Origin of the sequence: Lentzea sp. NPDC092896 (assembly GCF_044754905.1) — a bacterium.
In the GTDB taxonomy this organism is placed as follows: Bacteria; Actinomycetota; Actinomycetes; order Mycobacteriales; family Pseudonocardiaceae; genus Lentzea.
Genome location: NZ_JBIVPX010000016.1, coordinates 159,520 through 183,228, shown reverse-complemented (window position 1 = coordinate 183,228; position 23,709 = coordinate 159,520). Strand labels below are relative to the sequence as shown.

Genomic DNA, 23,709 nt, shown 5'->3' with positions numbered 1-23,709 from the left:
CAGAACATCGCCGCGGCGATCGCGCTGACCCAGATGGCCAAGAACAACGGCCAGACCGCATGACACAGCTCGACGCGGGCACTTACGAGGTGCTGAACGACCGGCGCGTCGAGACGTTCGGCAGCACTGCCCTCGAACTCGTTGCCACCGAACGCATCCGGACCGAGAACAACTGCGTGCCGCGTGACATCGTCGCGCTCGGCGACGTGATGCTGTTCGGCTACAACGTCTTCATGGGCCTAAAGCCCGAGACGACGGTCAACGACGTCTTCGCGGCGCACGGCAGGGACTTCGCCACGGTCGAGGCGGAGTTCCTGCGGGACCCGAGGTTCCGCAACGACTTCGCCGAGCTGTACCGGTACTACCGGGAAACGCGGCTGCTCCAGCTGCGCACGGTCGAGTCGCGGCTGCTCGCGGTGTTCCAGACCGGCGCGCGGATCGAGGACATCCGCGTCCTGCGCTGGGACATCAAGGTCGACGGTACGGTCACGTACGTCGACAACCGCGGCGACCGGGACCACGTCTTCCCGCCCTCGCACGACTTCACGTGGGTCGAGACGACCCGCGAGCAGCACGTGCTGGGCCGGCACCCGCACATCGCGATCGACAACGAGGTCTTCGTCGAGACGGTCGGCGGCACGCTGACCGTCAAGATCGAGGACAACACCGAGTCCGGCGAGGGCGTCTACGACGAGCCCGTCGACGAGCCGTTGCAGAGCCTCGCGGACGCCGACGTGCACTACGCCCGCGTCGGCCCGCTGATCCTGCTGCGCATCCTGCCGTACAAGGAAACGGCGTGGCGGCACCTGGTGTTCAACACCCGCACCAAGGAGGTCACCAGGCTCGACGGCATCGGCCAGGCCTGCCAGCGCCTGCCGGAGGACCAGGGGATCATCTTCCCCGGCGGCTACTACCTGGTCACGGGCGCGGACAAGACGTTCGACGTCGACACCGACGAGCTGGAGTTCGAGCGGGTCGTCCGGTCGGCGAACGGTGAGGACGTGCTCTACGTCTTCCACGCCCGCCGCGAGGGCCGCAGTCTCCTGTTGCCCTACAACGTGATCCGCAAGGAAGTCGCGACCCCCATCACCTGCCACGGCTACTCGCTCTTCGCCGACGGCACGCTGGTGGTCTTCCGCGAGACCGGCTCGGAAGCCGTGCGCGTGCACCCGATGCAGGTGTGGCGCACGCCGTTCGTCCACGACGAGGTGCTGCCTGACCAGGCGGGCCCGCTCGCCCGCATCGGCAACGCCGACCTCGTCCGCGGCATCTCGGACTGCCTGTCCATCACCAGGATGAGCGCCGAGATGACGCCGAGCGCGCCGGTGTTCGAGGGCCTGATCGCCCTGTGCACCAGGGTGATCGACGGCGTGTTCTGGCTCGACGAACTGGGGCTCAAGCAGGACGTCCAGGCCGTGCGCGCCACGGCCGAGCAGGTGCTGGACGAGTTCGAGGCCGTCCGCACGCTCACCGAGCACGCCGCCCAGCAGCTCCACGCCGCCGGCGAGAAGCTGGCGAGTCTCGTCCGGCTCGCCAGGTCGGCCGCACCGCGCAGCGCCGACGAGTGGGTGCGGCTGCTGGCCGATCTGCGGTCCGCCCAGGGCCGGCTGATCACCCTCAAGGACCTCAAGTACGTCGACCTCGAGGAGATCGACCGCCGCGAGGCCGAACTGGTCGAGGAGCTCGGCGCGTCCGCGCGCAGGGCCGTCGCGTTCCTCAGCGGTGAGGGCGCGTTCTCCCAGTACCACGAGGAGATCGACCAGATCGCGGCCGCGGAGCTGAAGACCGCGGCCGAGGCGAAACCGTTGCGCGAACGGCTCGCGCAGCAGCAGACCGGCCTGGAGGTGCTGACCGAGGTCGTCAGCACGCTCGACGCCGCCGACACGACGACCCGCACGCAGATCCTCGCGAGCATCGGCGAGGTGCTGGCCGCGGTCAACCGCGCACGGGCCACTGTGGACGGTCGGCGCGCCCAGCTCGCGAACGCCGAGGGCCGCGCCGAGTTCGCCGCGGAGTTCGCGCTGCTCGGCCAGGCCATCACCGGCGCGCTGTCGGTGGCGGACACCCCGCAGCGTTGCGACGACCAGCTCGGCAGGTTGTTGCTGCAGCTGGAGAACCTGGAGTCGCGCTTCGGCGAGTTCGACGACTTCCTCGCCCAGGTCGGCGCCAAGCGCACGGACGTCTACGAGGCCTTCTCCGCCCGCAAGCAGACGCTGCTCGACGAACGCGCCCGCAAGGCCGACCGGCTCGTGCAGTCCGCGGAACGGGTGCTCGGCACGATCAGCCGTCGCGTCGGGAAGCTGACCTCGACCGACGAGATCAACACGTACTTCGCAGGTGACCCGATGGTCGCCAAGGTCCGCACGGTCGCCGAGCAGCTCAGGGAACTCGGCGACGTCCGGGCCGACGAGCTCGACGCGAGTCTGCGCGATGCCCGGCAAGAGGGAGGCCGGGCACTGCGGGACCGGGCCGATCTGTACGACGGCGCGTCGATCGTGCTCGGTCGTCATCGCTTCCCGGTGACGACCGAGCCGATGAACCTCACCCTGGTACCGCGCGACGGCCGCCTCTACTACGCGGTCACCGGAACCGACTACCGCAGCGAGGTCACCGCCCCGGAGTTCGAGGCCACCAGGCCGTTCTGGGACCAGCTGCTGGTCTCCGAGACGGAGCACGTCTACCGGTCCGAACACCTCGCCGGATGCCTGCTCGACGAGGGCCGCACCGACGTCACGAACGCCGCCGCGGAACGCTACGACGAGGGCTACGAGAAGGGCGTCCACGACCACGACGCCGAGAAGATCCTCGCTGTCCTGCAACGACTGCACGCCGGCGCCGGTCTGCTGAGGTACCCGCCGGAAACCCGTGCCAGGGCGCAGATCTTCTGGTCCGAACAGCCAGAAGACCAACGCGCGGTGTGGACGCGCAAGGCCGAGTCGCTGGCCCGCGCCCGCACGATCTTCGGTGGCACGCACGGCATTCCGGAGCTGACAAAGCAGTTCGGGCTGGAGAACCTCAGCGCCGAGTACCTGTTCGAGGAACTCGCCTGCGAGCCCAGGGGATTCGTCACCAGCAAGGCCGCCCGTGCGGTGATCGACCGGTTCCGCGCGGTCGTCACCGAGGAGCTCCACGACCGCGACCTGATCGAGGCGTGGCTCAGTGCGTTCCTCAAGGACGAGGACTGCCCGGAGTTCCCCGAGGTCGTCGCGATCCTGCTCACCGACCTGCCGCGCTACGACTCCAGCGCGTCGCTGACCGAGACCGTCACCGGCCTGCTCGGCACGCACCCGCGCGTGCACGACCAGTCGATGGACCTGCGCCTGGACGAGACCCTGACCAGGCTCCGCAGGTTCACCACCGAACAGGTGCCCGCGTTCCGCGCCTACCAGCGCAAGCGCGACGAGTTGCTGGCGGAGGAACGCCGCAGGCTCAGGCTCGACGACTACCAGCCGGCCGTGCTGAACACGTTCGTGCGCAACAGGTTGCTGAACGAGGTCTACCTGCCGTTGATCGGCGACAACCTCAGCAAGCAGCTGGGCGACGGCACCGGTCTGCTGATGCTGATCTCCCCGCCCGGCTACGGCAAGACGACGCTCATGGAGTACGTCGCGAACCGCCTGGGCATGGTGTTCGTCAAGGTCAACGGACCTGCGCTGGGCACGGGCGTCACCTCGCTCGACCCGGAGGAGGCGCCGAACGCCACCGCGCGCCAGGAGGTCGAGCGGATCAACTTCGCGTTCGCCTTGGGCAGCAACGTTCTCCTGCACCTGGACGACATCCAGCACACCTCACCCGAGCTGCTGCAGAAGTTCATCTCGCTGTGCGACGCCCAGCGACGGGTGGACGGCGTCTGGGACGGCGAGGCACGCACGTTCGACCTGCGGGGCAAGCGCTTCGCCGTGTCGATGGCCGGCAACCCGTACACCGAGACCGGTCGCGCGTTCCGCGTCCCGGACATGCTCGCGAACCGCGCGGACGTGTGGAACCTCGGCGACGTGCTGTCCGGCCGCGACGCGCTGTTCGCGTTGAGCTACCTGGAGAACGCGTCCGGTTCGAACCCGACTCTGGGCGGGGTCGACGTGGAACCCTTGGTGCGCCTGGCGAACGGCGAGAGCGTCCGGCACGACCACGAAGCCGTCGAGCTGGAACGGATGCTGTCGGTAGTCCGGAAGCTGCAACGGATCCAGCAGGTCGTGCTCAAGGTCAACCAGGCCTACATCGCGTCCGCCGCGGACCCGTCCGGGCAGCCGTTCCTGTTGCAGGGCAGCTATCGCAACATGATCAGGATGGCGGCGCGGATCGTGCCGGCGATGAACGACGCCGAGGTCGAGGCGTTGATCGACGACCACTACCTCGGCGAGGCCCAGTTGCTCGGCTCGCTGGCGGAAGCGAACCTCGCGAGGCTCAGGGAGCTCAAGGCCTAGGTTTGTCGCAGTTCAGCACGAACGGCTTGCCGTCAGGGCCGCGCAGGTCGACCGGCTGCAGGTGGTACTCCTTCAGGAGGTCGCAGAACTCGTCGCTCATCGGCCACTCGAGGCAGTGCTTCAACTCGTCGCCCAAGAGCTTCGAGTCGCAGCGCAGCAGGTCGAACAGGTTGGGCTGGGGCGCTCCCGGAGGCGGCGGCGGGGGCGGCCGATGGTCGGGCCGGTTCCGGGGTGGCGGGTTGACGCCAGGGGGTGGCGGCGGAGGAGGGGGCGGCGGCCGCTCGGCACCGATCGCGGAGACGGTGGTCGTGGCGGTCGCGGTGATCACCTGGGGCGGCAGGGGCGGCGGCGCGACCAGGCGGATGTCGACGGGCTTGTCCGGCGGTGCCGAGAACAAGGCCGCGATGAGGGCAGCGCCCATCACCGCGACCGCGGCTGTGAAGTAGCCGCGGCGTCTGACACCAGTCATCGCTTCTCGCTCCCCAGGTTCCGCCTGCCCGGTAGCCGCCGTCCCCGTGGAATCGTTGTGCCCGCTAACGGTGTTACGGAATCGGGAAATCAGCCCGTCTTGTCCGGTCCCGCACTGGTCAACGAGATCCGCAGGATCACGCGCTGCTCTCGTCGCATCGCCGCGCGGTAGTCGTTCCAGTCGGAGTGCTCGCCGGAGATCGTCCGGTAGTACTCGACCAGCAGGTCCATCGCCTCGGGCAACGGCACGACCGTCGCGGTGCCGTTGATCTGGATCCAGCGCCCGAAGAAGCTGTCCGGCAGCACGCACAACGAGACGTGCGGATCGCGCTGGACCTGCTTCGTCTTGTAGGCGGTGGCTCGCGTGGAGACGAGCACGTCACCGTTGTCGTCCAACGCGACGAGCACCGGCGACATGGACGGCGTCCCGTCCGATTTCAGAGCGCAGAACACCGCGCGGTGCTGGCTGCGGAGCACTTCCCGTGCCTGGTCCAGTTCCATGGTCTTCATCCTGGCCAGGCGGGACGATGTCCGCATGCCCGATCCGAACTCCGTCAGCTGGCAGCTGCACGCGGATCCGACGATGTGGATCGCCGGAATCGCGAGCCTCTACCTGCAGGCACTGCACCCCAAGGCGGTCGCGGGTGTCGTGCAGAACTCGAACTTCCAGGCAGATCCGCTCGGCAGGCTCAAGCGCACGGCGGACTTCGTCGGCCTCGGCGTCTACGGCACCGACGAGGAGATCGCCATCGCCGCGGCACGGGTGCGGGCCACGCATCGCAATCTGCGCGGCGTCGTCGACGGCCGGACGTTCCGCGTCGACGAGCCCGAGCTGCTGCTCTGGGTTCATTGCTCGGAGGTTTCGTGCTTCGAAACAGTGCTCGACCGCGCGGGGTACGGCCTGTCCGGGAGGCAGAAGGACCTCTACTACGCCGAGCAGCGAACCGCAGCCGCTTTGGTCGGATTGCACCCGGATGAAGTACCGGGATCGAGGCGTGAAATGGCCGAATACTTCGACCGAATGCGTCCGCTTCTGCGCCGAACGCCCGATTCCGATGTGATCTACGACTTCTTGCACGGCCCTCCGGTGCAAGGCTGGGTCCGCCACGGACTGCCCGTGTACCGGGTTCTTGTCGGCCACCTGGCGTACTCGGTGCTACCCGAGTGGGCCATCGAACTACACGGCCGCGAGCCCTACGCGCACGCCGATCGTTGGCTGCGAATGATGCGCCGAGCTGCGCTTTTGATACCCGGCAAGATCAGGAGACTCGCTCCGCCCGACCATCTCAGGCGCGCGATCGAGCGGCACGGCAGGCATGTGACACCTGGTAAAGCGAGGCTTCCGTAGTTGTCATACATCACAGTCGATCATCGCCGCAGGTCCGTAGCATTGCGCACGAATCCACAACACCCCCGGAAGGCCTGTCGTGATCCGTCGTGCCGCGCTCCTGACCGCCGTTGCGGTGCTCGCCACCGCCTGTGGGAGCGGTGACAGCAGCACAGTCATCGGACGTGCAGACTCCGGGAAGCTGACCATCGGCATCCGCTACGACCAGCCGGGCCTGAGCGAGCGCCGCCTCGACGGCAGGTACGTCGGCTTCGACGTCGACGTCGCCAAGTACGTGGCGAACGAGCTCGGGGTGAAGGACACCGGCATCACGTTCAAGGAGGCCCGCGGCGCCGCTCGCGAGTCGATGCTGGAGAACGGCGAGGCCGACCTGATCATCGCCTCGTACTCGATCACCGACGCCCGCAAGGAGAAGGTCGCCTTCGCCGGCCCGTACTTCGAGACGGGCCAGGGCATGCTGGTGCGCTACTCCGAGGAGTCCGTCCAGGGCCCGGAGACCCTCAACGGCCGCAAGCTGTGCTCGGTCAAGGGTTCCACCTCCGCGCAGAAGGTGAAGTCGGACTACTCCAAGAACGTGCAGCTCGTCGAGTACGGCCAGTACTCCGACTGCGTGATCGCTCTCATGGCGGGCAACGTCGACGCCGTCTCGACCGACGAGGTCATCCTCGCCGGGTTCGCCGCGGAGAACCCCGAACTGCTCAAGCTCGTCGGCAAGACGTTCTCCAAGGAGCGCTACGGCATCGGCGTGCCGAAGGGCGACGACAAGTCGCGCGACGCCGTCAACGACGCCATCGAGAAGATGATTTCGAGCGGCGAGTGGAAGCGGGCTCTCGAACGCAACGTCGGTCCGTCGGGTTACGAGATCCCGCAGCCACCGCAGATCACCGAGAAGTCCTAGGAAGTAGCAGCGGACTTCGACGTCCAAGTGGCCCAGTCGAACGCCCAGTCGTAGTAGTCGCCGTCCGACGCCTGCAACGGCTGGGACGAACCGACGACCTCGACCGGGTCACCCAGCATCGTCAGGTCGAAGAACGTCTTGGCGTTGGCTCCGGACAGGTTCGCGCAGCCGTGCGACACGTTCTGCTTGCCCTGCGCCCAGGTCGTGCCGTTGTTCTCGTGCACGAACTCGCCGTTCTGCGAGATCAGCACCGCCCAGGTGACCGGGATGTCCTTGTAGCCGAACGTCGGGTTGGTCATCTTCCTGGCGGCTTCCTTCTGCTGCACCACGTGGATGCCGCCCCTGGTCTCGGCCCGCTTGTCGTTCTCCATCCCGTACGACGCGGGGAAGTCGTGCAGCAGCGTGCCGTCGCGGTAGATCTCGAACCGCTTGGTCTGCGTGTTCGCCTTGGCCACCAGCGCCCGGTCGGCGATCTTGAACTGCACGTGCACGTCGGACGCGCCGTACGCGCCGCCCCCGAACGGCACGCCGTACACGTCGGCGTCGACGGTGACCTCGGTGTTCGGCTTCCAGTAGTCACGCGGACGCCAGTGCGCCTCGGTGTCGGACAGCCACGCCCACGCGCCCTCGGTCGGGACGGAAGTCGTGACCGTCATGGCCTTCTGCACCGACGCCTTGTCCTGCACCGGCGAACTGAAGGTCACCTTGACCGGCATCGCGATGCCGTAGGTCTGGTGGTCGCCGACGTTGAGCGACGCGCTGGTGAGGCGCTGCGGCTTGATCGTGCGGAACGAGCCGGTGACCGGCACGTCGGTGCCGTCCTCGCCCTTCGCCGAACCGGACCACGTGTAAGCCTTGTCGTAGCCCAGATCCTCGGTGGCGACCCATCGGCCGGCGGTGAGTTCCCCCTTCACCACCCTGTTGTCGGCACCCGTGAGCGCGACGGCGGTCAGCGCGCCACCGGTCATTCCGACCTGGAATGGTCCGGCCGGGCTGACCCCTTCGCCCGAGGCCGGCGTCACGGTCAGTGCCGCCTTCGCCTTCTGCGCCGTGACCGGAGCAGTGGTCGCCGAACCAGCGCTCGACGCACCGTCAGGCGCGGCGCCGCAGGCGGTCAATCCCAGTAGTACAGCCAAAACCAGTGGCCGGAACACGTGTCTCCCCAAGATCCCCTCGTCCAACGAACATGAGGACGCACGGGGGTGGAACACGTTGCTCGCGAAATCGCGATCACCCACCCGGACCAGCGGGTTTCCCCCTATTGAGGCATGCAACCGGCCAGTAATGACCTGTAGTGCTATGACCAATCACACGTTAGGCTGACCCGCGCAGGCCGTGGTTTCTGTGTTCGTGCTTCACACGCTCGCGGAACGACACGCGGGCGTGCGGTGCGCTCTCAGCGAGTTTGCCGAACGCCCCCGGGACGGCCGGGGTTGCACGGTGCAGCCCCAAGCTTTCCTGCGATGGAGGCAGGTACATGGCACAGGGCACTGTCAAGTGGTTCAACTCCGAGAAGGGCTTTGGTTTCATCGCCCAGGACAACGGCGGCGCTGACGTCTTCGTCCACTACTCGGAGATCCAGGGTCAGGGCTTCCGCACCCTGGAGGAGAACCAGCGAGTGGAGTTCGAGGTCGGCCAGGGCACCAAGGGTCCGCAGGCCCAGAACGTCCGCGCGGTCTGATCAGATCTGTAATACGCCGCAGTTGAGTCGTACGTGAGAAGGACCCTCGACCGGGCTCGGTCGAGGGTCCTTCTTCGTTCCGTCCGTGTCTGGGTCTAGTGGCCGCGCTGCCGCGCTTCCCACTCCAGGCGCTGCATGACCCACTCCGTGGCGAGAGCCTGCGGGGAGGTCTGACGCTCGGCGGCGAGCTCCTTGAGCTGCTCGTTGGCCATGAGCTGCAGCCTGAGCTGGTACACCTGCGCGCTGCCGAAGCCCGACGCGGTGGTCTCGTTGTCCGAGTCCGGGGCCAGGGCGGCGAGGTAAGAGGTCAGCTCTTCGTCGTGCGACGTCTCCGGTTGCTGCGGTTCGTCCGCGGGGCGGTGACGGCCGGACTTGGAGCGTCCGAGGGATCCAATGGGCACCGGGACACGATAACGGCTCGGTCACGGAAGCCAAACCCCTGTGAGCCGGGTCACCCCAAGGTGTAAATGGCTCTACTCAGAGTGGATCTCCGAGGAGCGTCCCCGAGCATGGAGAGGCCCCCGCGCCAGGGGGAGGAACGCGGGGGCCGGAGGGGATCTCCACAGGCGCTGACCGGGGGTGTGTCAGCTTTTGGATTGTTGCATGCGCACGCGCTCGATGGGGAGTGTTCGCAACGAGATTCTTATGCTGCCGATGGACGGAAACCCCGTAGTCGCAAGCTGTTGGTAACAACGAACACGCTGCTGAAGGCCATCGCGGCACCCGCGATCATGGGGTTCAGCAGGCCCAGTGCCGCGAGTGGGAGTCCAGCGACGTTGTAGGCGAACGCCCAGAACAGATTCCCCTTGATGGTGCCCAAGGTCTTGCGGGACAACCGAATCGCGTCCGCCGCCACCCGCAGGTCGCCGCGCACGAGCGTCAGGTCGCTCGCCTCGATCGCGACGTCGGTCCCGGTTCCCATGGCCAGCCCCAGATCCGCGGCCGCGAGCGCCGGCGCGTCGTTCACGCCGTCGCCGACCATGGCCACAACTCGGCCCTGTGCCTGGAGATTCCGGACCGCTTCGACTTTGCCGGAGGGCAGGACGTCGGCGATGACCTCGTCGATGCCCACCTCGGCCGCGACCTCGGCGGCCACGGCGGCGTTGTCGCCGGTCAGCAACACCGGGCGCAGGCCGAGTCCCTTGAGTTCCGCAATCGCTTGTGCGGACGTGGGTTTCACGACGTCCGACACGACGACGATTCCGACAACCTTGTCATCAAAGGAAACCGCGACAACAGTCCGAGTTGTGTGTGCAACCAGGGCCTCAGTCAGCTCGGGCGGAAGCGACACGTCGCGCACCCGGCCGACGACGACGCGTCGGCCTTCGACCACTCCGCTGACGCCCACGCCGTCCGTGGAAACGAAGTCCGACACCGGCAGCACGTCGTCGGCCTCGCGGACGATCGCCGCGCCGATGGGATGTTCGGACGCGCTCTCGACGGCCGCCGCGAACCGCAGCACCTCGTCGCGTGACGCGCCGTCCGCGGGGATCACGTCGACCAGCGTCAAGCGTCCTGTCGTGACAGTGCCGGTCTTGTCCAGTACGACGGTGTCCACGCGCCGCGTCGACTCCAGCACCTCGGGACCCTTCACCAGGATCCCGAGCTGAGCGCCGCGCCCGGTGCCGACGAGCAACGCCGTCGGCGTCGCCAGTCCCAAAGCGCACGGGCACGCGATCACGAGCACCGCCACCGCCGTCGTCACCGCGAACTCGAGCGGCCGACCGGCCAGCAGCCACGCGCCGAACGACACCAGGGCGATCAGCACGACGACCGGGACGAAGACGGAGGACACCCGGTCCGCCAGCCGCTGCACCTGCGCCTTGCCCGCCTGGGCCTGCTCGACCAGCTTGGCCATCCGCGCCAGCTGCGTGTCCGCGCCGACGCTCGAAGCCTCGACGACCAGCCGGCCGCCGGCGTTGACCGTCCCGCCGACCACGGAATCTCCCGCGCCGACCTCCACCGGCACCGATTCCCCGGTGACCATCGACCGGTCCACAGCCGAACTGCCCTCGACCACTAGGCCGTCAGTGGCGATGCGCTCACCCGGACGGACCACGAACCGTTCGCCGGCCAGGAGCCGGCCGATCGGCACACGGGTCTCGACGCCGTCGCGCAGCACCGCCACGTCCTTGGCGCCGAGCGCGAGCAACGACCGCAGGGCCGCACCCGCGCTGCGCTTCGACCGGGCCTCCAGCCAGCGCCCGAGCAGCAGGAACACGGTCACGCCGACCGCGACCTCCAGGTAGATGTCACCGGAGGTGGTGGGCCGCGGCAGCAGGCTGAACTCGTGCCGCATGCCGATCGTCCCGGCCTCGCCGAACACCAGCGCGTAGAGCGACCACAGGTACGAGACCGTGACGCCCATCGACACGAGGGTGTCCATGGTGCTGGCGCCGTGCCGTGCGTTGACGGCGGCCGCACGGTGGAACGGCCAGCCGCACACCCACACGACCACGCTCGCCAACGCCAGCGACACCCACTGCCAAGTGGGGAACTGCCACGCCGGGACCATCGAGAACGCGATCACCGGCACGCCGAGCGCCGCGGCGAGGGTGACCCTCAGCCGCAGCTCACCGGCCTCGTCCACCTCGGGAGCCTCCGGCCGCGGCTCCTCGGCGTCGTACCCCGCCGCGCGCACGGTCGACACCAGGTCGTCCACGCGCAGGCCGTCCGGGAACTGAACGCTGGCCTTCTCGGTCGCGTAGTTCACAGTGGCGGAGACGCCGTCGAGCTTGTTCAGCTTGCGTTCGATGCGGTTCGCACAGGAAGCGCACGTCATGCCGCTGATCGCGAGCTCGACGTGACGAGGCTCGGTCGTGGTCATCAGGCGACCTCGTACCCGGCCTCGGTCACGGCGGCGACGACCTCGTCACGGCCGAGTTCGCGGTCGCTGGTGACGGTCACGGCGCCGGTCTCGAGGACGACGTCGACGCCCGTGACACCGGTGACCTCGGTCAGCTCCTCGGTGACGGAGCTGACGCAGTGGCCGCAGGTCATGCCGGTGACGGTGTAGGTGGCAGTGACGGACATGAGAGCCCTTTCTCTGTACGGGGCTCCGAGTCTATACCCCCCTGGGGTAAGGGATCTACTGAGGACTCTCGGGTTTGGGCTGGTCCAGGTTGTGGAGGTCGCCCTCGATCTTGTTCACCAGGTCGTCGAGGCCTTCGAGCATCTTGTCGAGCTCGGCCAGCCTCGAACCGAACGCGGACTCGATGTCGGCGTCGATCGTGTTCAGGTTGATGCCGCTGAGCGCCTGGAAGATCGCTTCCTGGTCGACCTCGGGCGGTGACTGAGACGCGTTTTGGCCCTCTGCATCGGGGGAAGGCTCCGGCTTGGGGTCGGTCATCGGTCCATCATCCACTGGCCTGTTCCCCACGAGGTACGCAACGCACCAGTACAGAAAGTAACGCTGGGTGGCGGTGGAATCACTCTGCGGGGGGCTGCGGCCGTTGTCCCAGGTCGCTTAGCCTCGCGCCACACCTCAAGTCGGGGAGGGTGCAATGAGCGGGTCACTGGAAGTGCGGAAGTTCCTGTTCACACAGGACGACAGCATGTCGCGACAGGGCGGGCCGAACGTGCCGGCCCAGCGGAGCGGAGAACCCTCGCGGATCTCCGACGATCAGGTTCATCGAGCCAGGCTCGCGGTGGCCCGAAGCGCTCTGGGCGCCGAGGACTGCCGGATGCTCCTGGACATGCTGGGCCTGTCACCGGGCGAGGACGGCGGGTTGCCACCGGCACAACGGTGACGGCGTGCGCACGCGAAAGCGGCCCTGACTCCAGGCGCGCACCCCCCGGAGCGCGTCTGCGGAGCAGGGCCGCATCCCGAAACATACCCACGGGTCTCTTTAGCGGCAACGGCTAACCTTCACCCATGCCCCAGCAGGATCGGGCGTACGCGACACGCGAGGCGATACTCCACGCCGCGGCGGAGGAGTTCGACCGGCTCGGCTACGAGCGCACGTCGCTGACCGCCGTGCTCGCGCGCGCCGGGCTGACCAAGGGCGCGTTCTACTTCCACTTCCCCTCCAAGGAAGCGGTGGCGGACGCCCTGGTCGAACGGCAGAGCGAACTGTGGGCGCAGCTGCGGGAGTCGTGGCGGGTGCGCGGCCTCGATCCGCTCAGCGCCCTGCACGGGATGTTCGCCGAGTCGGCCGACCGGATGGCCGCCGACGTGGTGCTGCGCGCCGGTGTGCGCCTCAACGCCGATCGCGAGGTCGGGTATCCGGGCGTCCCGAGCACGCACGTCATGTGGGAGAAGCTCGTCGCCGCCTACGTGATCGAGGCGGCCGAGCGCGGAGACCTGCGTCCCGGTACCGATCCGGAGGCCGTCGCGCGGACGTTGTGCAGCGCGGCGCTCGGTTCGCGGTTGATCTCCTCCGCGACGACGGCGTGTGCCGACTTCCCCGCGCGGATCCGCGAGGTTCTGGGGCACGTGCTGCCCTGCGTGGCGTCTTCGGACTGGAAGTTGTCTGGATCACAAACTGCGTCTGAAACCTCGTGAAGGGCCTCGAAGGCCCTGAACAGGCGTTTGTTGATCTGCTCGATCTCGGCTCGGAGGGGGTTTCGGCAGGTCAACGCATAAGTGGGACCCCGTTTTGGAGATGCGTGGACCTATGGCATATGCTTACGATGCTTCCAGAGACCAGCTAGTCCCCATCATCTAGCGGCCTAGGATCCCGCCCTTTCAAGGCGGTCGCGCGGGTTCGAATCCCGTTGGGGGCACGCAGTAAAGTACGGTAAGGTACGACAGCAAGAGCAAGGCCCAGTGGCGCAGTTGGTTAGCGCGTCGCCCTGTCACGGCGAAGGTCGCGGGTTCGAGTCCCGTCTGGGTCGCTTTTCTTTTCCATGGCCAGGTAGCTCAGTTGGTACGAGCGACCGCCTGAAAAGCGGTAGGTCGGCGGTTCGACCCCGCCCCTGGCCATCCTTCTTCGAAAGAAGCCCTCGCAGAACGCTGCGAGGGCTTCTTTCGTTTATGCGCTGAAGTTGATTCGAGCGATGGCTTGGTCGTCGTGTGTTTTGTAGCGGGGCCAACGCTTGTGCTCCGAATCACCGTGCTCGGCTTCCCGGATTCGGTCGAGCACTTCGCCCAGTGGCAATTGCCTCAGGTCCTCCCAGTCGAAGAGTCCGTAGTCGGACACCCCGCAGGAGACGCCGTCTGTGAGAGCGATCACACAGTCGACTTCCGTCCGGGGCCAGGACGCGGTCAGGGCCTGGTGTCCCGCGACGGGATCGGCCTCCGCGACCCAGTAACCGTCCGGCTTGTTCTTCCACCGCAGGATGTCCGGGTCCGGCCGGAGGTCTTCGAGCCTCGTGTCCTCGAGCACTCGGGTGGACTGTCCGAACGCGACGATCGGGGTGTCGCACAGGACGAGCGCGTCGATCGTGTCGTCGTTCCAGCGGACGATCGCCGCGGTGGACGACGGGGAATCGCCGAGGACCAGGTCGTGCTTCTCGACGAGATTCGTGATGGCCTGGGCGAGAAGGCCGGTCAACGGGTCGGTGGCGTTGATCAGCCCGGCCAGTTCGCCGGCGAGTTCTGAGGCGTACCAGCCACCGTTGCGATCAGGCGGTCTGGTCCGCGACGTCACGCCGTCGAGCACGACGACGGCGTTCGGCAGAACCCTGATCCGATCCTCGGTGACTCGGCCCGGAGCCCCCTGCTCGGCGGTCTCGATCTTCACGGTCCCACCGTACGTGTCAACATTGGTTGACGGATCCGAGTTGTCAACGTACGTTGACATCATGACGGAAGCGACGGATCTCGCCACAGCGGCTGGGGATCGTGACCCGAAGGTCGGGTTGCGGGCCGTCAGCGCGTTGCGGCGACTGCTGGAACATCTCGAGGCCGCCCAGGTCCGCAGCGCGCGGGCACAGGGTTGGTCGTGGCAGGACATCGCGGCGGAACTCGGGGTGTCCCGCCAGGCGGTCCACAAGAAGCACGGGGGTCGATGATGATCGCGGAGAGGTTCACCAAGGAAGCCCGTGAGGCGGTCAAGACCGCGGTGCGGGAAGCGGAACAGGGCCACGCGAGTGAAGTCGGCGTGGAGCACCTGCTGCTGGCGTTGCTCGACACGCCGGCGTTGGCCGGGTTCGACCTGCCGCGCGACGAACTGGAGACGGCGTTCCGCGACTACCGGCGCAAGGGCGGGCTGACCAAGGCGGACGCGGAAGCGTTGCGGGGCTTGGGAATCGACGTCGACGCGGTGATCGACTCGGTCGAGCAGTCGCTCGGAACCGGGGTGTTGCGGTCGGGCCCGCGCCGGCGGTGGTTCGGGATGCCGCTGGAGTCGGCCGTCAAGAAGGCGCTGGAGACCTCGTTGCGCGAGTCGCGCGACCTCGGCCACAACTTCCTGGGTGCTGAGCACATCCTGCTGGCTCTGTTGCAGGGCAAGGGAATCGTGGCCGAGGTGCTGATCGAGCGAGGCGTCACGTACGAGGAGATTCGCAAACGGGCCGCGAGCGCTCGCGCCACGTGAGCGCGGGCAGGAACAGCTGCGCGAGCGGGCCGATGCCGAGCGCGTAGAGGACCGTGCCGATGCCGACCGTGCCGCCGAGCAGCCAGCCGGTGCCGAGCACGATCAGTTCGAGCACGGTCCGCGTGACGCGCAGGGAAATGCCTGTGCGGCGGCAGAATCCGGTGACCAGGCCGTCGCGCGGGCCCGGTCCGAGGCGGGAGCCGACGTACGCGGCGAACGCGACGGCGTTGAGGACGATGCCCAGCGTCAGGAACACGATTCTGGGCAGCAGCCCCTCCGGTGCGGGCAGGATCGCGAGCGTCACGTCGACGCTGACGGCGATGAGCACGACGTTCGCGATCGTGCCGACGCCTGGTCTCTGCTTCAGCGGGATCCACGCCAGCAGCACCAGGACGCCGGTGATGGCGGTGATCAGGCCGAAGCTCAGGCCGGTGCGGTTCGCGAGGCCCTCGTGCAGCACGTCCCACGGGTTCAGGCCGAGGGTCGCGCGGATCTGCATCGCCATGCTCGCGCCGTAGAGCCACAGCCCTGCGAAGAGCTGCGGAAGGCGACGGGCGGGTGAGATCCGGACGGAGACCTGGTGGAGTGCGGTCATGGAGGCCATGTGGCCATGTTGCGCTTCGATTGGCCTGGTAATCCATAGCCAATTCGGCATAATTGGCCTCATGCTCCCACCAGGTGGACGTATATCCGGTGCTCGACTGGCCCGACTGCTCGGTGAGTGGCGTCGTGGCGGGGCCCGGCAGTGCGTCGTCGATCTCGTCGCGGCGATGAAACTGCTGGTCGCGGACGGCCGGCTGCCGGTGGGGACCCGGCTGCCGTCCGAACGCGAGCTCACCGAGGCGCTGCCCGTGAGCCGCACCACCATCACCGCCGCGCTGGACCAGCTTCGGTCCGAGGGGGTCGTGGAGTCGCGGCGCGGAGCCGGGTCGTGGATCAACGGGCCTGTCGGTGCCGGGGGTGGCATCACGGGGGTCGACGACACGTTGATCGACCTGTCCCGCGCCGCGCCTCCCGCGCTGCCGTCCGTCCGGATCGCGATGGACGTCGCGCTGGGTCAGATGCCGGAGCACCTCGCGTCGCACGGGTACGACGAACGGGGGCTTCCGGTGCTGCGGCAACGGATCGCGGACCGGTACACGGCTCGTGGGTTGCCGACGTCGCCCGACCAGATCGTGGTGACGTCCGGGGCGCAGCACGCGTGGGCCTTGGTGCTGCGGCTCTTCGTCGGGCCCGGCGACCGGGTGCTGGTCGAGCAGCCGAGCTACCCCAACGCGCTGGAGGCGGTGCGGGCGTCGTTCGGCATCCCGGTGCCCGTGCCGATGCTGAGTGACGGCTGGGATCTGGACGGGTTCGAGGCCGCGTTGCGTCAGGCGGGTCCCCGGTTGGCCTATCTGATTCCGGACTTCCAGAACCCGACCGGACTGCGGATGTCGTCCGAGGCGCGGGAGATGCTTTCCGCGGTGCTGCGCAAGGCGCGCACTCCGGTGGTCGTCGACGAGACGTTGGTGGAACTCGCGCTGGACTCGGCTGAGCCGCCGTTGCCGATGGCCGCGTTCGGCGGGGATTCGGTGGTGACGCTGGGATCCGCGAGCAAGTCGCACTGGGGTGGACTGCGGATCGGGTGGATCAGGGCGTCCTCGGACATCGTGCACCGGTTGCTGTCCACGCGGGCGGCGATCGACCTGGGCACACCGGTGTTCGAGCAGCTCGTGCTGGCCGCGTTGCTGGAGTCGCCGGAAACCGTGCTGGGGCAACGACGTGCGGAGGCGCTCGCGCAACGGGACGTGGCGGTCGCGGCGTTGCGGGCACATTGTCCACAGTGGAGTTTCGACGTGCCGGCCGGTGGACTCGGGGTGTGGTGCACGCTCGACGGCCCGCTGAGCACGCGCATCGCGGTGGTGGCGCAGAACCACGGCCTGCGGCTCGTCCCCGGCCCTCGGTTCGCGGTGCACGGGGGCTGTGAGCAGATGCTCCGAGTGCCGTACACGCAGTCGCCCGAAGTGCTGCGTGAAGCGATCGGCCGTTTGGGTGTGGTAGCTGCATCCGTTGCAGGAACAGGGTTTCCGGCGGATGCCGACCTCTCGGTACCGGTCGTGTGAAACACGTCGGCCCGGTCTCCCGCAGCGGGGGAGACCGGGCCGACGAACTTGCCAACGAGAGGCCTGCGGCGGGGAACGTCCCAGGGATTGACGTTCCCCGTCCGCAGGTTTCCCGTGCGGTCCGAGACTGCGGGGGCAGCGCGGCACTCGGACCAGACCCGACCTGCCAGGGCGCGGTTGGCAGGTCAGGAAGACTGGGGGTTCCTTGCGTACAACGGGAAATAAGAGGAGGAGTTACTGGCGCGACGGAACGAGACGGTCACAAATCGCGCAGAGGGCAGACTGGTCCTGTCGGACTCAGTCGGGTGACGTGCTGGGCAGGCCCGGAATGCTGCCGGGCTCAGTGCCGTCGCGACGCTCCTCGACCGACCACGTGGCGGGCGGGAAGAGCGAGTTGTGCGACGTCAGAACGGCGAGCACGCCGCGCGTGCCGCCGGAGTTGTCGGTGTGGCCGGACGACGCGGAGGCCGTGGCGACCACGGGTGCCTGCTGGGGAGCGGGCAGCGGAGAGTCGGGACCGGGGGTGGACCAGGTGAGGTCGCTCACGGGTGCGGGCTCGGTCTTCACGGGGGCGGGCACCGGAAGATCGGGCAAAAGCGGCACGGACTTCTTGACCGCCGCGACAGGTGCTGCGGGCGGCGGAGGCGGCGGCGGGAGTTCGGCCGCGAGCTTCGCGGCGACCTTGGCGGCGCGGACCTGAGCCTTCGCCGCGATGATCTCGGGCGGTGCCTCGTTCGAGACGGAGCCGGAGCGGGTGTTGCCCTGCGAGCCGCCGGTGAAGTCGAGGATCGGACCCTCGTCCTCTTCCTCCTGGGGCTCTTCCTCCGCGGGCCTCGTCACGACGGGTGGCGGCACGATCCTGGCCGGTTGGTGCTTCTCGATCACCGACGCGGTGAAGGCCTCGGCCCACCCGTCGGGATCCTCCAGCAGTTTCGGGGCCTCGGCGGCGGTCTCGGTGGTGATCTCGACAGCCGGGGGTTCCTCGGGACTGGCGGACGCGGTCGTCCCGCTCAGCAACCAGGCGGCGGCGGTCAGCCCGCCGAGCGCAGCGGTCCGCAGCAGCAGTGCACCAACTCCACCACTCGCCACAGGATCACCACCCGTCCACCGTTTCAGGTCACCCTCAACGCACAGTGCGCCGTCGGAGGTCGACGTAGAGCTATGTCTAGCACCGGTGAGTGACTTTGCGAACCAACTCGGCGCGAAACACCCGGAAGGGCGGTCTCGTGCGGCTGTCCGTGTTGCCCTGATCTGGCATGAACACCGTCAGTGTCGTCATCGGATCGAGTGACTTTGTGCCTCGGTCCCCTGTGGACCGTGTCGCGCCGGGGGATGGTGTCCGATGTGGACGCGCCAAAGCAGGTCAGCAGCCTCTCTGAGCTGGTCGATCACGCCTCCGAAGCGCTCGGCCCCGTGGTCGTGCACGATCCAGCGGGTCCAAACGAGTGCTTGGTCCGTTCGGGGGAACTGATCGTCCTGCCAGCGGACGCACCCACTGTGCGCAAGCGTTTGCGGGGCGTCTACTCCCACGAGGAGATCGCTTCCGGCGTCCTCCGCATGCACCTGAAAGCGTCCGAACGGGAGCGCGTCGTCGCCATCGCGCTTGAGGTGGGTGCAACGCCGAACCACGTCCACCTCGCCTGTCCGATCATGATCGGCACCTCCCGCCCGGTGGTGGGCGAGCGCCTCCCGGACCTGCTGGGCGAGGGCACGGTCGCGTTGCTCGACACTCCTCTCGACGCGTCGCACGGAGCGTTGGTCGCCGGTGTCCTCCGCCACCACGGCGCCTCGGTGCGCCCGTTCCCCGTCCTGGGTGCCTCGGGCTTCGGCGACGACCTGACCCTGGCCGCGGCGTTGAAGGCCACTCGCGACCTGCCGGTGGTGCTGGTCGCGTCCGGCACCTACACGTTCAACGACGAGTGCCCGCCCGTGCTGTCGGGCTGCGGTTCCAACGTCGTGGCCGCGGCGGGCAACGGCGGCTCCACGCGTCCTTGGTGGCCGGCCGCCCTGCCCGACGTCACGGCGGTGGGTGCTTCCGAAGCCTTCTCGGGGCGCGGGCCGTGGGTGGACGTGGTCGTGTCCGGCGTCGACGTGCCGGCCACGGTCGGCTCGTCGCAACTGCTGTGCACCGGCACGTCGTTCGCGGCCGCGCTTCACGCCGCCACCTTGGTCCCGGTGCCGTAGCAGCTGAACCCGAGGTGCGCGACGGCTCGCGCGGCCTCGGCGGGGTGCCCGATGCGACGGTGGACCTCGGCCATGGCCTCGCTGACCTGCGCGTCCGGCACGGTGAGGGTGGTCGCGACGACCGCTCTCGTGCCGGCGTCGAGGAACGCGCGGGCCAGGCCCGACTCGCAGGCGGACAGGACGACGATCTCGGGCGGGTGCTCGATCCTGGCGATGTCGTAGCCGTACAACGGGCCGTCGTCGAGTTCGAGGTAGGAGAACAGCGGGTTGTCCGGGTTGACGTGCCCATGCGCCGCGATGTGTGCGATCCCGGCGCCTTCCAGCGTCCTGAGAGTTGATTCCACAGAGGACTTGGCGATCACTCCGCCGTGTTTCTTCTGCAGTGCGGGCACTTCATCGTTCTGCAGGCCGGGGCCGGTGACCCAGACTCGATGCCCGCCGTGGCTGTCCGGTCGCCAGTGCCGCAGCGACGGGATGACGTGGACTCGGCGGCCGAGCGCTGCCCACGGCATCTCGTGGAGCACGCCGTCGGGGATCACGACGACTTCCTCCGCGTCCGGCAGGAGATCCGTGGTGATGGCCCGTCCTGACTGCAGCGCGAGTTTCGTGGTGCGGACGAGTTCGGCGGGCTCGGGAATCACTCGCATCCGGGCACGTCCGTCGATCAGCGTGACCGCGCTCATCTGTCCTTCGTGGACGATGAAACTGATCAGGGGCAGTTCGGCCCGGGCTGTTCCGCTCGGCCTTGCGCGCCGGGAAGCGAGAGTCAGCCTCCGGACGTCCCGTTCCAGCACCTCCAACGGCAGTCCGAACGCTCTCGCCCGCCGCAGGTTCGTGAGCGCCTGCGCAAGCTCAGGGTCGTTGGGAGGCAGGGAAACCGAGGCGCGGTGCTGCTCCGACCAGTGCAGCACCTCGCGAGCGGTCCTGGCCAACCCGAGCGCATGTCCGGTCAGCTCGCGGCGAGGCCAGTCGCCGTGATGCTCGTCGAGCAACCTGAGCCCCGCCCTGCACGCAGCCAGCGCACCTCGCCTGTTCGAGCGTCGTGCCTGCGCGAGCCACCCGAGCGCCCGCGTCTGCACGGGCCCGCGAAACCGATGCGCCGCAACGGCATCAAGCTTCCCAGCAGCCAGCAGGAACTCGATATCCGTGCCGCCGTGACGAAGCGCGGGACCCGGATCTCCGTCACGCAACGCACATCGCGCGCTCAACACCGCCAACTCGGGAACGTGCCGATTGCAGCGCCGCAACAGCTCCATCGCAGGCGCCAGCACCCGCCGCGCCTCCGCCGTGAGCCCGGCCGCGAGCAAGGCCTCGGCCCGGTCCACGAGCGCTTCTGGCCGGCTGGCCGAGTCGAGACCGGCTTTCGCGGCCTCCTCGTACCTGCGGAGCGCGAGCGGCAGATCCCCGGCGAGCATCGCCACGAACCCCCTATTGTGCAGGCACATCGCCGCCCGTCCCGGCTCGCCCGTCGCCAGCGACAACGTCTGCGCGGCACGGAAGTCCGCCTCGGCCGACACCAGCTTGGTCGCGTTGCACCGGGCGATCCCACGCCCGATCAGCGCGTTGGCCAGCCACCGCTCGTCGCCGTGCCTGCGCAACTCCCTGATGACCGCGGTGAGCTCGGCGATCGCCAGCCGCGGTTCAGCCGACTGACAGAGGTGCAGCCCGCGCAGACACCTCGCCCGCGCCAGTTCCCCGCCACGCAGATGGGGCGTGGCGAGGTCCAGGTGGTGGAGGCTCTGCCGGCGGCGGCCTCGATCCAGGTCGATCCACGCGAGCGTGAGGTGGAATCGCGCCTCGCCGCTGAGCCGCAGCCCGCGCCGGGCGAACCGCGCGGCGACGTCGAGGTGTCCGAGCTCGGCGTGGGCGACGCTCAGGTCGTGCAACGCGTCGGCGCGCTGTGCCTTCGTGCCGCGGACCTCGGTCGTCGCGATGGTGGCCGGTGGATCGGCGCTGGCGCTCATGCGACGAACCAGCCCGTCGTGAGGCCGAGTTCGGGGACGGTCACGCACACCGGGCCGGGGTGGACGGTGGCGCGAAACCAGCCCTCGGCATCGGGTCGCAGGGCTTGGACGGCGGACGGCGAGTGGATCTCGACGGAGACACCTTGCTCGTCCAGCACTCCGGTCAGGTGGCCGGGGTCCAGCCGCAGGTGCAGGCGGCCGGTGCCGAGGTGGAAGACGAGCTGGTGGGAGGGGCCGCGGACCGGTTCGTCCACAGGGGTCATGGGTTCGAGGCCGGTCGGGTGCGGGGTGAGTGCGGCCGGCGGGGCGTCCGAGTGGAAGAGGCCGGCGATCTCGTCGAGCAGAGAGTCCCTCATCGCAGGTCCTCCAGCTTCCGCCGCAGCTCAGCCAGGCAGCGGCTGCGCGTGGAGCCAACGCTCCCCACCTTCATCCCCAGGGCGTCGGCAACCTGTGCATAACTCAGTTCGGGGCTGTGGGCGGCGATCCGCAGGAGGCGCTGGCACCGTTCGTTCAGGGTCGTCAGCGCGGACCAGAGGCGGCGCTGCCGATCGGTGGTGATCGCGACCTCGTCGGGCGTCGGCAGAGACGACGCCGGCTCCCACAGGTCGTAGGACACCTCGCGGCCTCGGGTGCGCAGGACGGCGATCGACTGGCGGGTGGCGGTACGGACCAGCCAGGTGCCGAGGCGTTCCGGTTCTCGGAGGCGGGTCAGGTGTTCTGCCAGGCAGAGCCAGGTGCACTGGTAGACGTCGGCGGCGTCGGCGTGGCTCAGGCGGAACGATCTGGGCACCGACCAGACCAGGCGGGAGTAGCGGTCGACCAGGGCGTCCCAGCCGGACAGGCCGGAACGCCAAGCCACGAGAACCTCAGTGTTCGAGTCCATGCCATTTGGAGTCGAACCCCGGGTCTCAGGCTCCCGGGCTCACCCGAAAGTGGGTTGTCCACAGTTGTGGAGAAACTCATCCACAGCTGTGGACAACTACAGTTTGTGGAGGCGCTCCACGGCTTCGTCGATCACGGCGTCCTGCTTGCAGAACGCGAAACGGATCAGGTGCTGCCAGTCCGCGGGGCGGTCGGTGAACACCTGGACGGGAACGGCGGCGACGCCGATTCGGGCGGGCAGTTCGCGGCACAGGGCCAGGCCGTCGGTGTGGCCGAGGGGACGCACGTCGGCGCAGATGAAGTACGTGCCCTCAGAGGAACGCACCTCGAAACCAGCCGCACGCAGACCCTCGGCCAGACGCGCGCGCTTCGACGCGAGGGAGTCGCGCAACCCGGTGACCCAGTCCAGTTCGGCGGTCAGTGCGTGTGCGACGGCGGGTTGGAACGGTGCGCCGCCCACGAAGGTCATGAACTGCTTGGCCGCGCGGACCGCCGAGACCAGTTCGGCGGGGCCGCAGACCCAGCCGATCTTCCAGCCGGTGCAGTTGAACGTCTTGCCGGCGCCCGAGATCGACAGCGTCCGCGGCGCCATCCCCGGCAGCGAGGCCAGCGGGATGTGGACAAGTCCGTCGAACACCAGGTGCTCGTAGACCTCGTCGGTGATCGCCAGCAGGTCGTGCTCGACGCACAAAGAGGCGATTGCTTGGAGCTCCTCCAAGCGGAACACGGTGCCGGTCGGGTTGTGCGGCGAGTTGACCAGGATGGCCCGGGTCCGAGGCGTCACGGCGGCGCGCAGAGCGTCCACGTCCAACGCCAGGCGGCCCGACTCGTCCTCGCGCAGGCCCACGGTCACCCGCGTCGCGCCGGCCATGGCCACGGAGGCGGCGTACGAGTCGTAGTACGGCTCGATCAGGATCACTTCGTCGCCGGCCTCGACCAGCGCCAGCAACGACGCCGCGATCGCCTCGGTGGCGCCGACGGTCACCAGGACCTCGGTGTCCGGGTCGTACGAGAGTCCGTACCGCGAGCGGTGGGCGGCGACGGCGCGCCGCAGCACCGGCATGCCGGGGCCGGGCGGGTACTGGTTCACGCCCGACGCGATCGCCGACTGGGCGGCCTGGAGCATCGACGCCGGGCCGTCGGTGTCGGGGAAGCCCTGACCGAGGTTGACGGCGTCGTGCTGCACGGCCAGCGCCGTCATCTCCGCGAAGATGGTCGACGTGAACGGCTGCAAACGAGGAACTAGCGCTGGTACCCGCACAACGCAGGATCTTCACGG

General features: G+C 68.5%; 24 protein-coding genes and 3 tRNA genes. 13 read left to right on the top strand and 14 right to left on the bottom strand.

What is annotated here, in order from left to right; translation table 11 throughout:
- Positions 1–59: 59 nt before the first annotated feature.
- Positions 60–4,424: a DNA repair ATPase gene (locus ACIQF0_RS45935; RefSeq protein WP_401041109.1), complete on the top strand. Its 4,365-nt coding sequence runs from the start codon at positions 60–62 to the stop codon at positions 4,422–4,424.
- Here the strand turns inward: ACIQF0_RS45935 and ACIQF0_RS45930 are convergent.
- Both ACIQF0_RS45930 and ACIQF0_RS45925 read right to left on the bottom strand, forming a co-directional pair.
- The gene (locus ACIQF0_RS45930) at positions 4,414–4,893 is read right to left on the bottom strand and encodes a hypothetical protein (RefSeq protein WP_401041107.1); all 480 of its coding nucleotides are present in this window, start codon (positions 4,891–4,893) and stop codon (positions 4,414–4,416) included. The genes ACIQF0_RS45935 and ACIQF0_RS45930 overlap by 11 nt on opposite strands.
- A gap of 89 nt (positions 4,894–4,982) precedes the next feature.
- Complete coding sequence (locus tag ACIQF0_RS45925; RefSeq protein ID WP_401041106.1) at positions 4,983–5,429, bottom strand: PPOX class F420-dependent oxidoreductase; 447 nt, start codon at positions 5,427–5,429, stop codon at positions 4,983–4,985.
- Here ACIQF0_RS45925 and ACIQF0_RS45920 point away from each other — a divergent pair.
- Together ACIQF0_RS45920 and ACIQF0_RS45915 are read left to right on the top strand one after the other, a co-directional pair.
- Positions 5,428–6,240 carry an oxygenase MpaB family protein gene (locus ACIQF0_RS45920; protein ID WP_401041104.1) on the top strand — a complete coding sequence of 271 codons (813 nt, stop codon included), beginning with the start codon at positions 5,428–5,430 and terminating at the stop codon, positions 6,238–6,240. The two genes, ACIQF0_RS45925 and ACIQF0_RS45920, sit on opposite strands and share 2 nt — an antisense overlap.
- Before the next feature lie 82 nt (positions 6,241–6,322).
- On the top strand, positions 6,323–7,138 hold the full coding sequence (locus tag ACIQF0_RS45915) for a glutamate ABC transporter substrate-binding protein (protein ID WP_360045473.1): 816 nt from the start codon (positions 6,323–6,325) through the stop codon (positions 7,136–7,138).
- Here the strand turns inward: ACIQF0_RS45915 and ACIQF0_RS45910 are convergent.
- Positions 7,135–8,256, bottom strand: a complete 1,122-nt coding sequence (locus tag ACIQF0_RS45910; RefSeq protein WP_360045376.1) for an Ig-like domain-containing protein — start codon at positions 8,254–8,256, stop codon at positions 7,135–7,137. The two genes, ACIQF0_RS45915 and ACIQF0_RS45910, sit on opposite strands and share 4 nt — an antisense overlap.
- Positions 8,257–8,615: 359 nt before the next feature.
- Here ACIQF0_RS45910 and ACIQF0_RS45905 point away from each other — a divergent pair, with 359 nt between their 5' ends.
- Positions 8,616–8,819 (top strand): cold-shock protein, encoded by a 204-nt coding sequence (locus ACIQF0_RS45905; protein WP_030477903.1) that lies wholly within the window; start codon positions 8,616–8,618, stop codon positions 8,817–8,819.
- Between the two features lie 95 nt (positions 8,820–8,914).
- On the opposite strand, the gene ACIQF0_RS45900 is transcribed toward ACIQF0_RS45905, so the two are convergent.
- From ACIQF0_RS45900 to ACIQF0_RS45885, 4 genes are all read right to left on the bottom strand, one after another.
- Positions 8,915–9,220: a hypothetical protein gene (locus ACIQF0_RS45900; protein WP_355300455.1), complete on the bottom strand. Its 306-nt coding sequence runs from the start codon at positions 9,218–9,220 to the stop codon at positions 8,915–8,917.
- A gap of 242 nt (positions 9,221–9,462) precedes the next feature.
- Positions 9,463–11,646 (bottom strand): heavy metal translocating P-type ATPase, encoded by a 2,184-nt coding sequence (locus ACIQF0_RS45895; RefSeq protein ID WP_401041100.1) that lies wholly within the window; start codon positions 11,644–11,646, stop codon positions 9,463–9,465.
- Positions 11,646–11,852 (bottom strand): heavy-metal-associated domain-containing protein, encoded by a 207-nt coding sequence (locus ACIQF0_RS45890; protein ID WP_401041099.1) that lies wholly within the window; start codon positions 11,850–11,852, stop codon positions 11,646–11,648. The genes ACIQF0_RS45895 and ACIQF0_RS45890 overlap by 1 nt, the downstream gene beginning before the upstream one ends.
- Positions 11,853–11,907: 55 nt before the next feature.
- A complete protein-coding gene (locus ACIQF0_RS45885; RefSeq protein WP_360045371.1) occupies positions 11,908–12,168 on the bottom strand; it encodes a hypothetical protein in 261 nt (86 codons plus the stop codon).
- Positions 12,169–12,322: 154 nt separating this feature from the next.
- On the opposite strand from ACIQF0_RS45885, the gene ACIQF0_RS45880 reads away from it, so the two are divergent.
- The 5 genes from ACIQF0_RS45880 (at position 12,323) to ACIQF0_RS45860 (ending at position 13,743) form a co-directional block, all read left to right on the top strand.
- The gene (locus ACIQF0_RS45880; RefSeq protein ID WP_093605799.1) at positions 12,323–12,568 is read left to right on the top strand and encodes a hypothetical protein; all 246 of its coding nucleotides are present in this window, start codon (positions 12,323–12,325) and stop codon (positions 12,566–12,568) included.
- A gap of 125 nt (positions 12,569–12,693) precedes the next feature.
- On the top strand, positions 12,694–13,323 hold the full coding sequence (locus ACIQF0_RS45875) for a ScbR family autoregulator-binding transcription factor (protein ID WP_401041096.1): 630 nt from the start codon (positions 12,694–12,696) through the stop codon (positions 13,321–13,323).
- A 148-nt stretch (positions 13,324–13,471) separates the two neighbouring features.
- Positions 13,472–13,544, top strand: a tRNA-Glu gene (locus ACIQF0_RS45870).
- 37 nt (positions 13,545–13,581) lie between these two features.
- Positions 13,582–13,655, top strand: a tRNA-Asp gene (locus ACIQF0_RS45865).
- A gap of 14 nt (positions 13,656–13,669) precedes the next feature.
- Positions 13,670–13,743, top strand: a tRNA-Phe gene (locus tag ACIQF0_RS45860).
- 49 nt (positions 13,744–13,792) lie between these two features.
- On the opposite strand, the gene ACIQF0_RS45855 is transcribed toward ACIQF0_RS45860, so the two are convergent.
- Positions 13,793–14,503, bottom strand: coding sequence for a hypothetical protein (locus ACIQF0_RS45855; RefSeq protein WP_401041094.1), 711 nt, complete (start codon positions 14,501–14,503; stop codon positions 13,793–13,795).
- Positions 14,504–14,564: 61 nt separating this feature from the next.
- Between ACIQF0_RS45855 and ACIQF0_RS45850 the strand changes: the two genes are divergently transcribed.
- Both ACIQF0_RS45850 and ACIQF0_RS45845 read left to right on the top strand, forming a co-directional pair.
- A complete protein-coding gene (locus tag ACIQF0_RS45850) occupies positions 14,565–14,774 on the top strand; it encodes a helix-turn-helix domain-containing protein (RefSeq protein ID WP_030473166.1) in 210 nt (69 codons plus the stop codon).
- Positions 14,771–15,298: a Clp protease N-terminal domain-containing protein gene (locus tag ACIQF0_RS45845; RefSeq protein WP_401041092.1), complete on the top strand. Its 528-nt coding sequence runs from the start codon at positions 14,771–14,773 to the stop codon at positions 15,296–15,298. The genes ACIQF0_RS45850 and ACIQF0_RS45845 overlap by 4 nt, the downstream gene beginning before the upstream one ends.
- On the opposite strand, the gene ACIQF0_RS45840 is transcribed toward ACIQF0_RS45845, so the two are convergent.
- Positions 15,249–15,902 carry a YitT family protein gene (locus ACIQF0_RS45840; RefSeq protein ID WP_401041090.1) on the bottom strand — a complete coding sequence of 218 codons (654 nt, stop codon included), beginning with the start codon at positions 15,900–15,902 and terminating at the stop codon, positions 15,249–15,251. The two genes, ACIQF0_RS45845 and ACIQF0_RS45840, sit on opposite strands and share 50 nt — an antisense overlap.
- A 61-nt stretch (positions 15,903–15,963) precedes the next feature.
- Between ACIQF0_RS45840 and ACIQF0_RS45835 the strand changes: the two genes are divergently transcribed.
- Positions 15,964–17,400 carry a PLP-dependent aminotransferase family protein gene (locus ACIQF0_RS45835; protein WP_401041088.1) on the top strand — a complete coding sequence of 479 codons (1,437 nt, stop codon included), beginning with the start codon at positions 15,964–15,966 and terminating at the stop codon, positions 17,398–17,400.
- 297 nt (positions 17,401–17,697) lie between these two features.
- Here ACIQF0_RS45835 and ACIQF0_RS45830 read toward each other — a convergent pair whose 3' ends face one another.
- Positions 17,698–18,489 (bottom strand): hypothetical protein, encoded by a 792-nt coding sequence (locus tag ACIQF0_RS45830; protein ID WP_401041087.1) that lies wholly within the window; start codon positions 18,487–18,489, stop codon positions 17,698–17,700.
- 408 nt (positions 18,490–18,897) lie between these two features.
- Here ACIQF0_RS45830 and ACIQF0_RS45825 point away from each other — a divergent pair, with 408 nt between their 5' ends.
- Complete coding sequence (locus ACIQF0_RS45825; protein ID WP_401041085.1) at positions 18,898–19,584, top strand: S8/S53 family peptidase; 687 nt, start codon at positions 18,898–18,900, stop codon at positions 19,582–19,584.
- Here the strand turns inward: ACIQF0_RS45825 and ACIQF0_RS45820 are convergent.
- The 4 genes from ACIQF0_RS45820 to ACIQF0_RS45805 form a co-directional block, all read right to left on the bottom strand.
- Positions 19,554–21,548, bottom strand: coding sequence for a CHAT domain-containing protein (locus tag ACIQF0_RS45820; RefSeq protein WP_401041084.1), 1,995 nt, complete (start codon positions 21,546–21,548; stop codon positions 19,554–19,556). The two genes, ACIQF0_RS45825 and ACIQF0_RS45820, sit on opposite strands and share 31 nt — an antisense overlap.
- Complete coding sequence (locus ACIQF0_RS45815; protein WP_401041082.1) at positions 21,545–21,904, bottom strand: hypothetical protein; 360 nt, start codon at positions 21,902–21,904, stop codon at positions 21,545–21,547. The genes ACIQF0_RS45820 and ACIQF0_RS45815 overlap by 4 nt, the downstream gene beginning before the upstream one ends.
- Positions 21,901–22,431, bottom strand: a complete 531-nt coding sequence (locus tag ACIQF0_RS45810) for an RNA polymerase sigma factor (protein WP_401041080.1) — start codon at positions 22,429–22,431, stop codon at positions 21,901–21,903. The genes ACIQF0_RS45815 and ACIQF0_RS45810 overlap by 4 nt, the downstream gene beginning before the upstream one ends.
- A 96-nt stretch (positions 22,432–22,527) precedes the next feature.
- The gene (locus ACIQF0_RS45805; protein WP_360045349.1) at positions 22,528–23,691 is read right to left on the bottom strand and encodes a pyridoxal phosphate-dependent aminotransferase; all 1,164 of its coding nucleotides are present in this window, start codon (positions 23,689–23,691) and stop codon (positions 22,528–22,530) included.
- Positions 23,692–23,709: the final 18 nt, after the last annotated feature.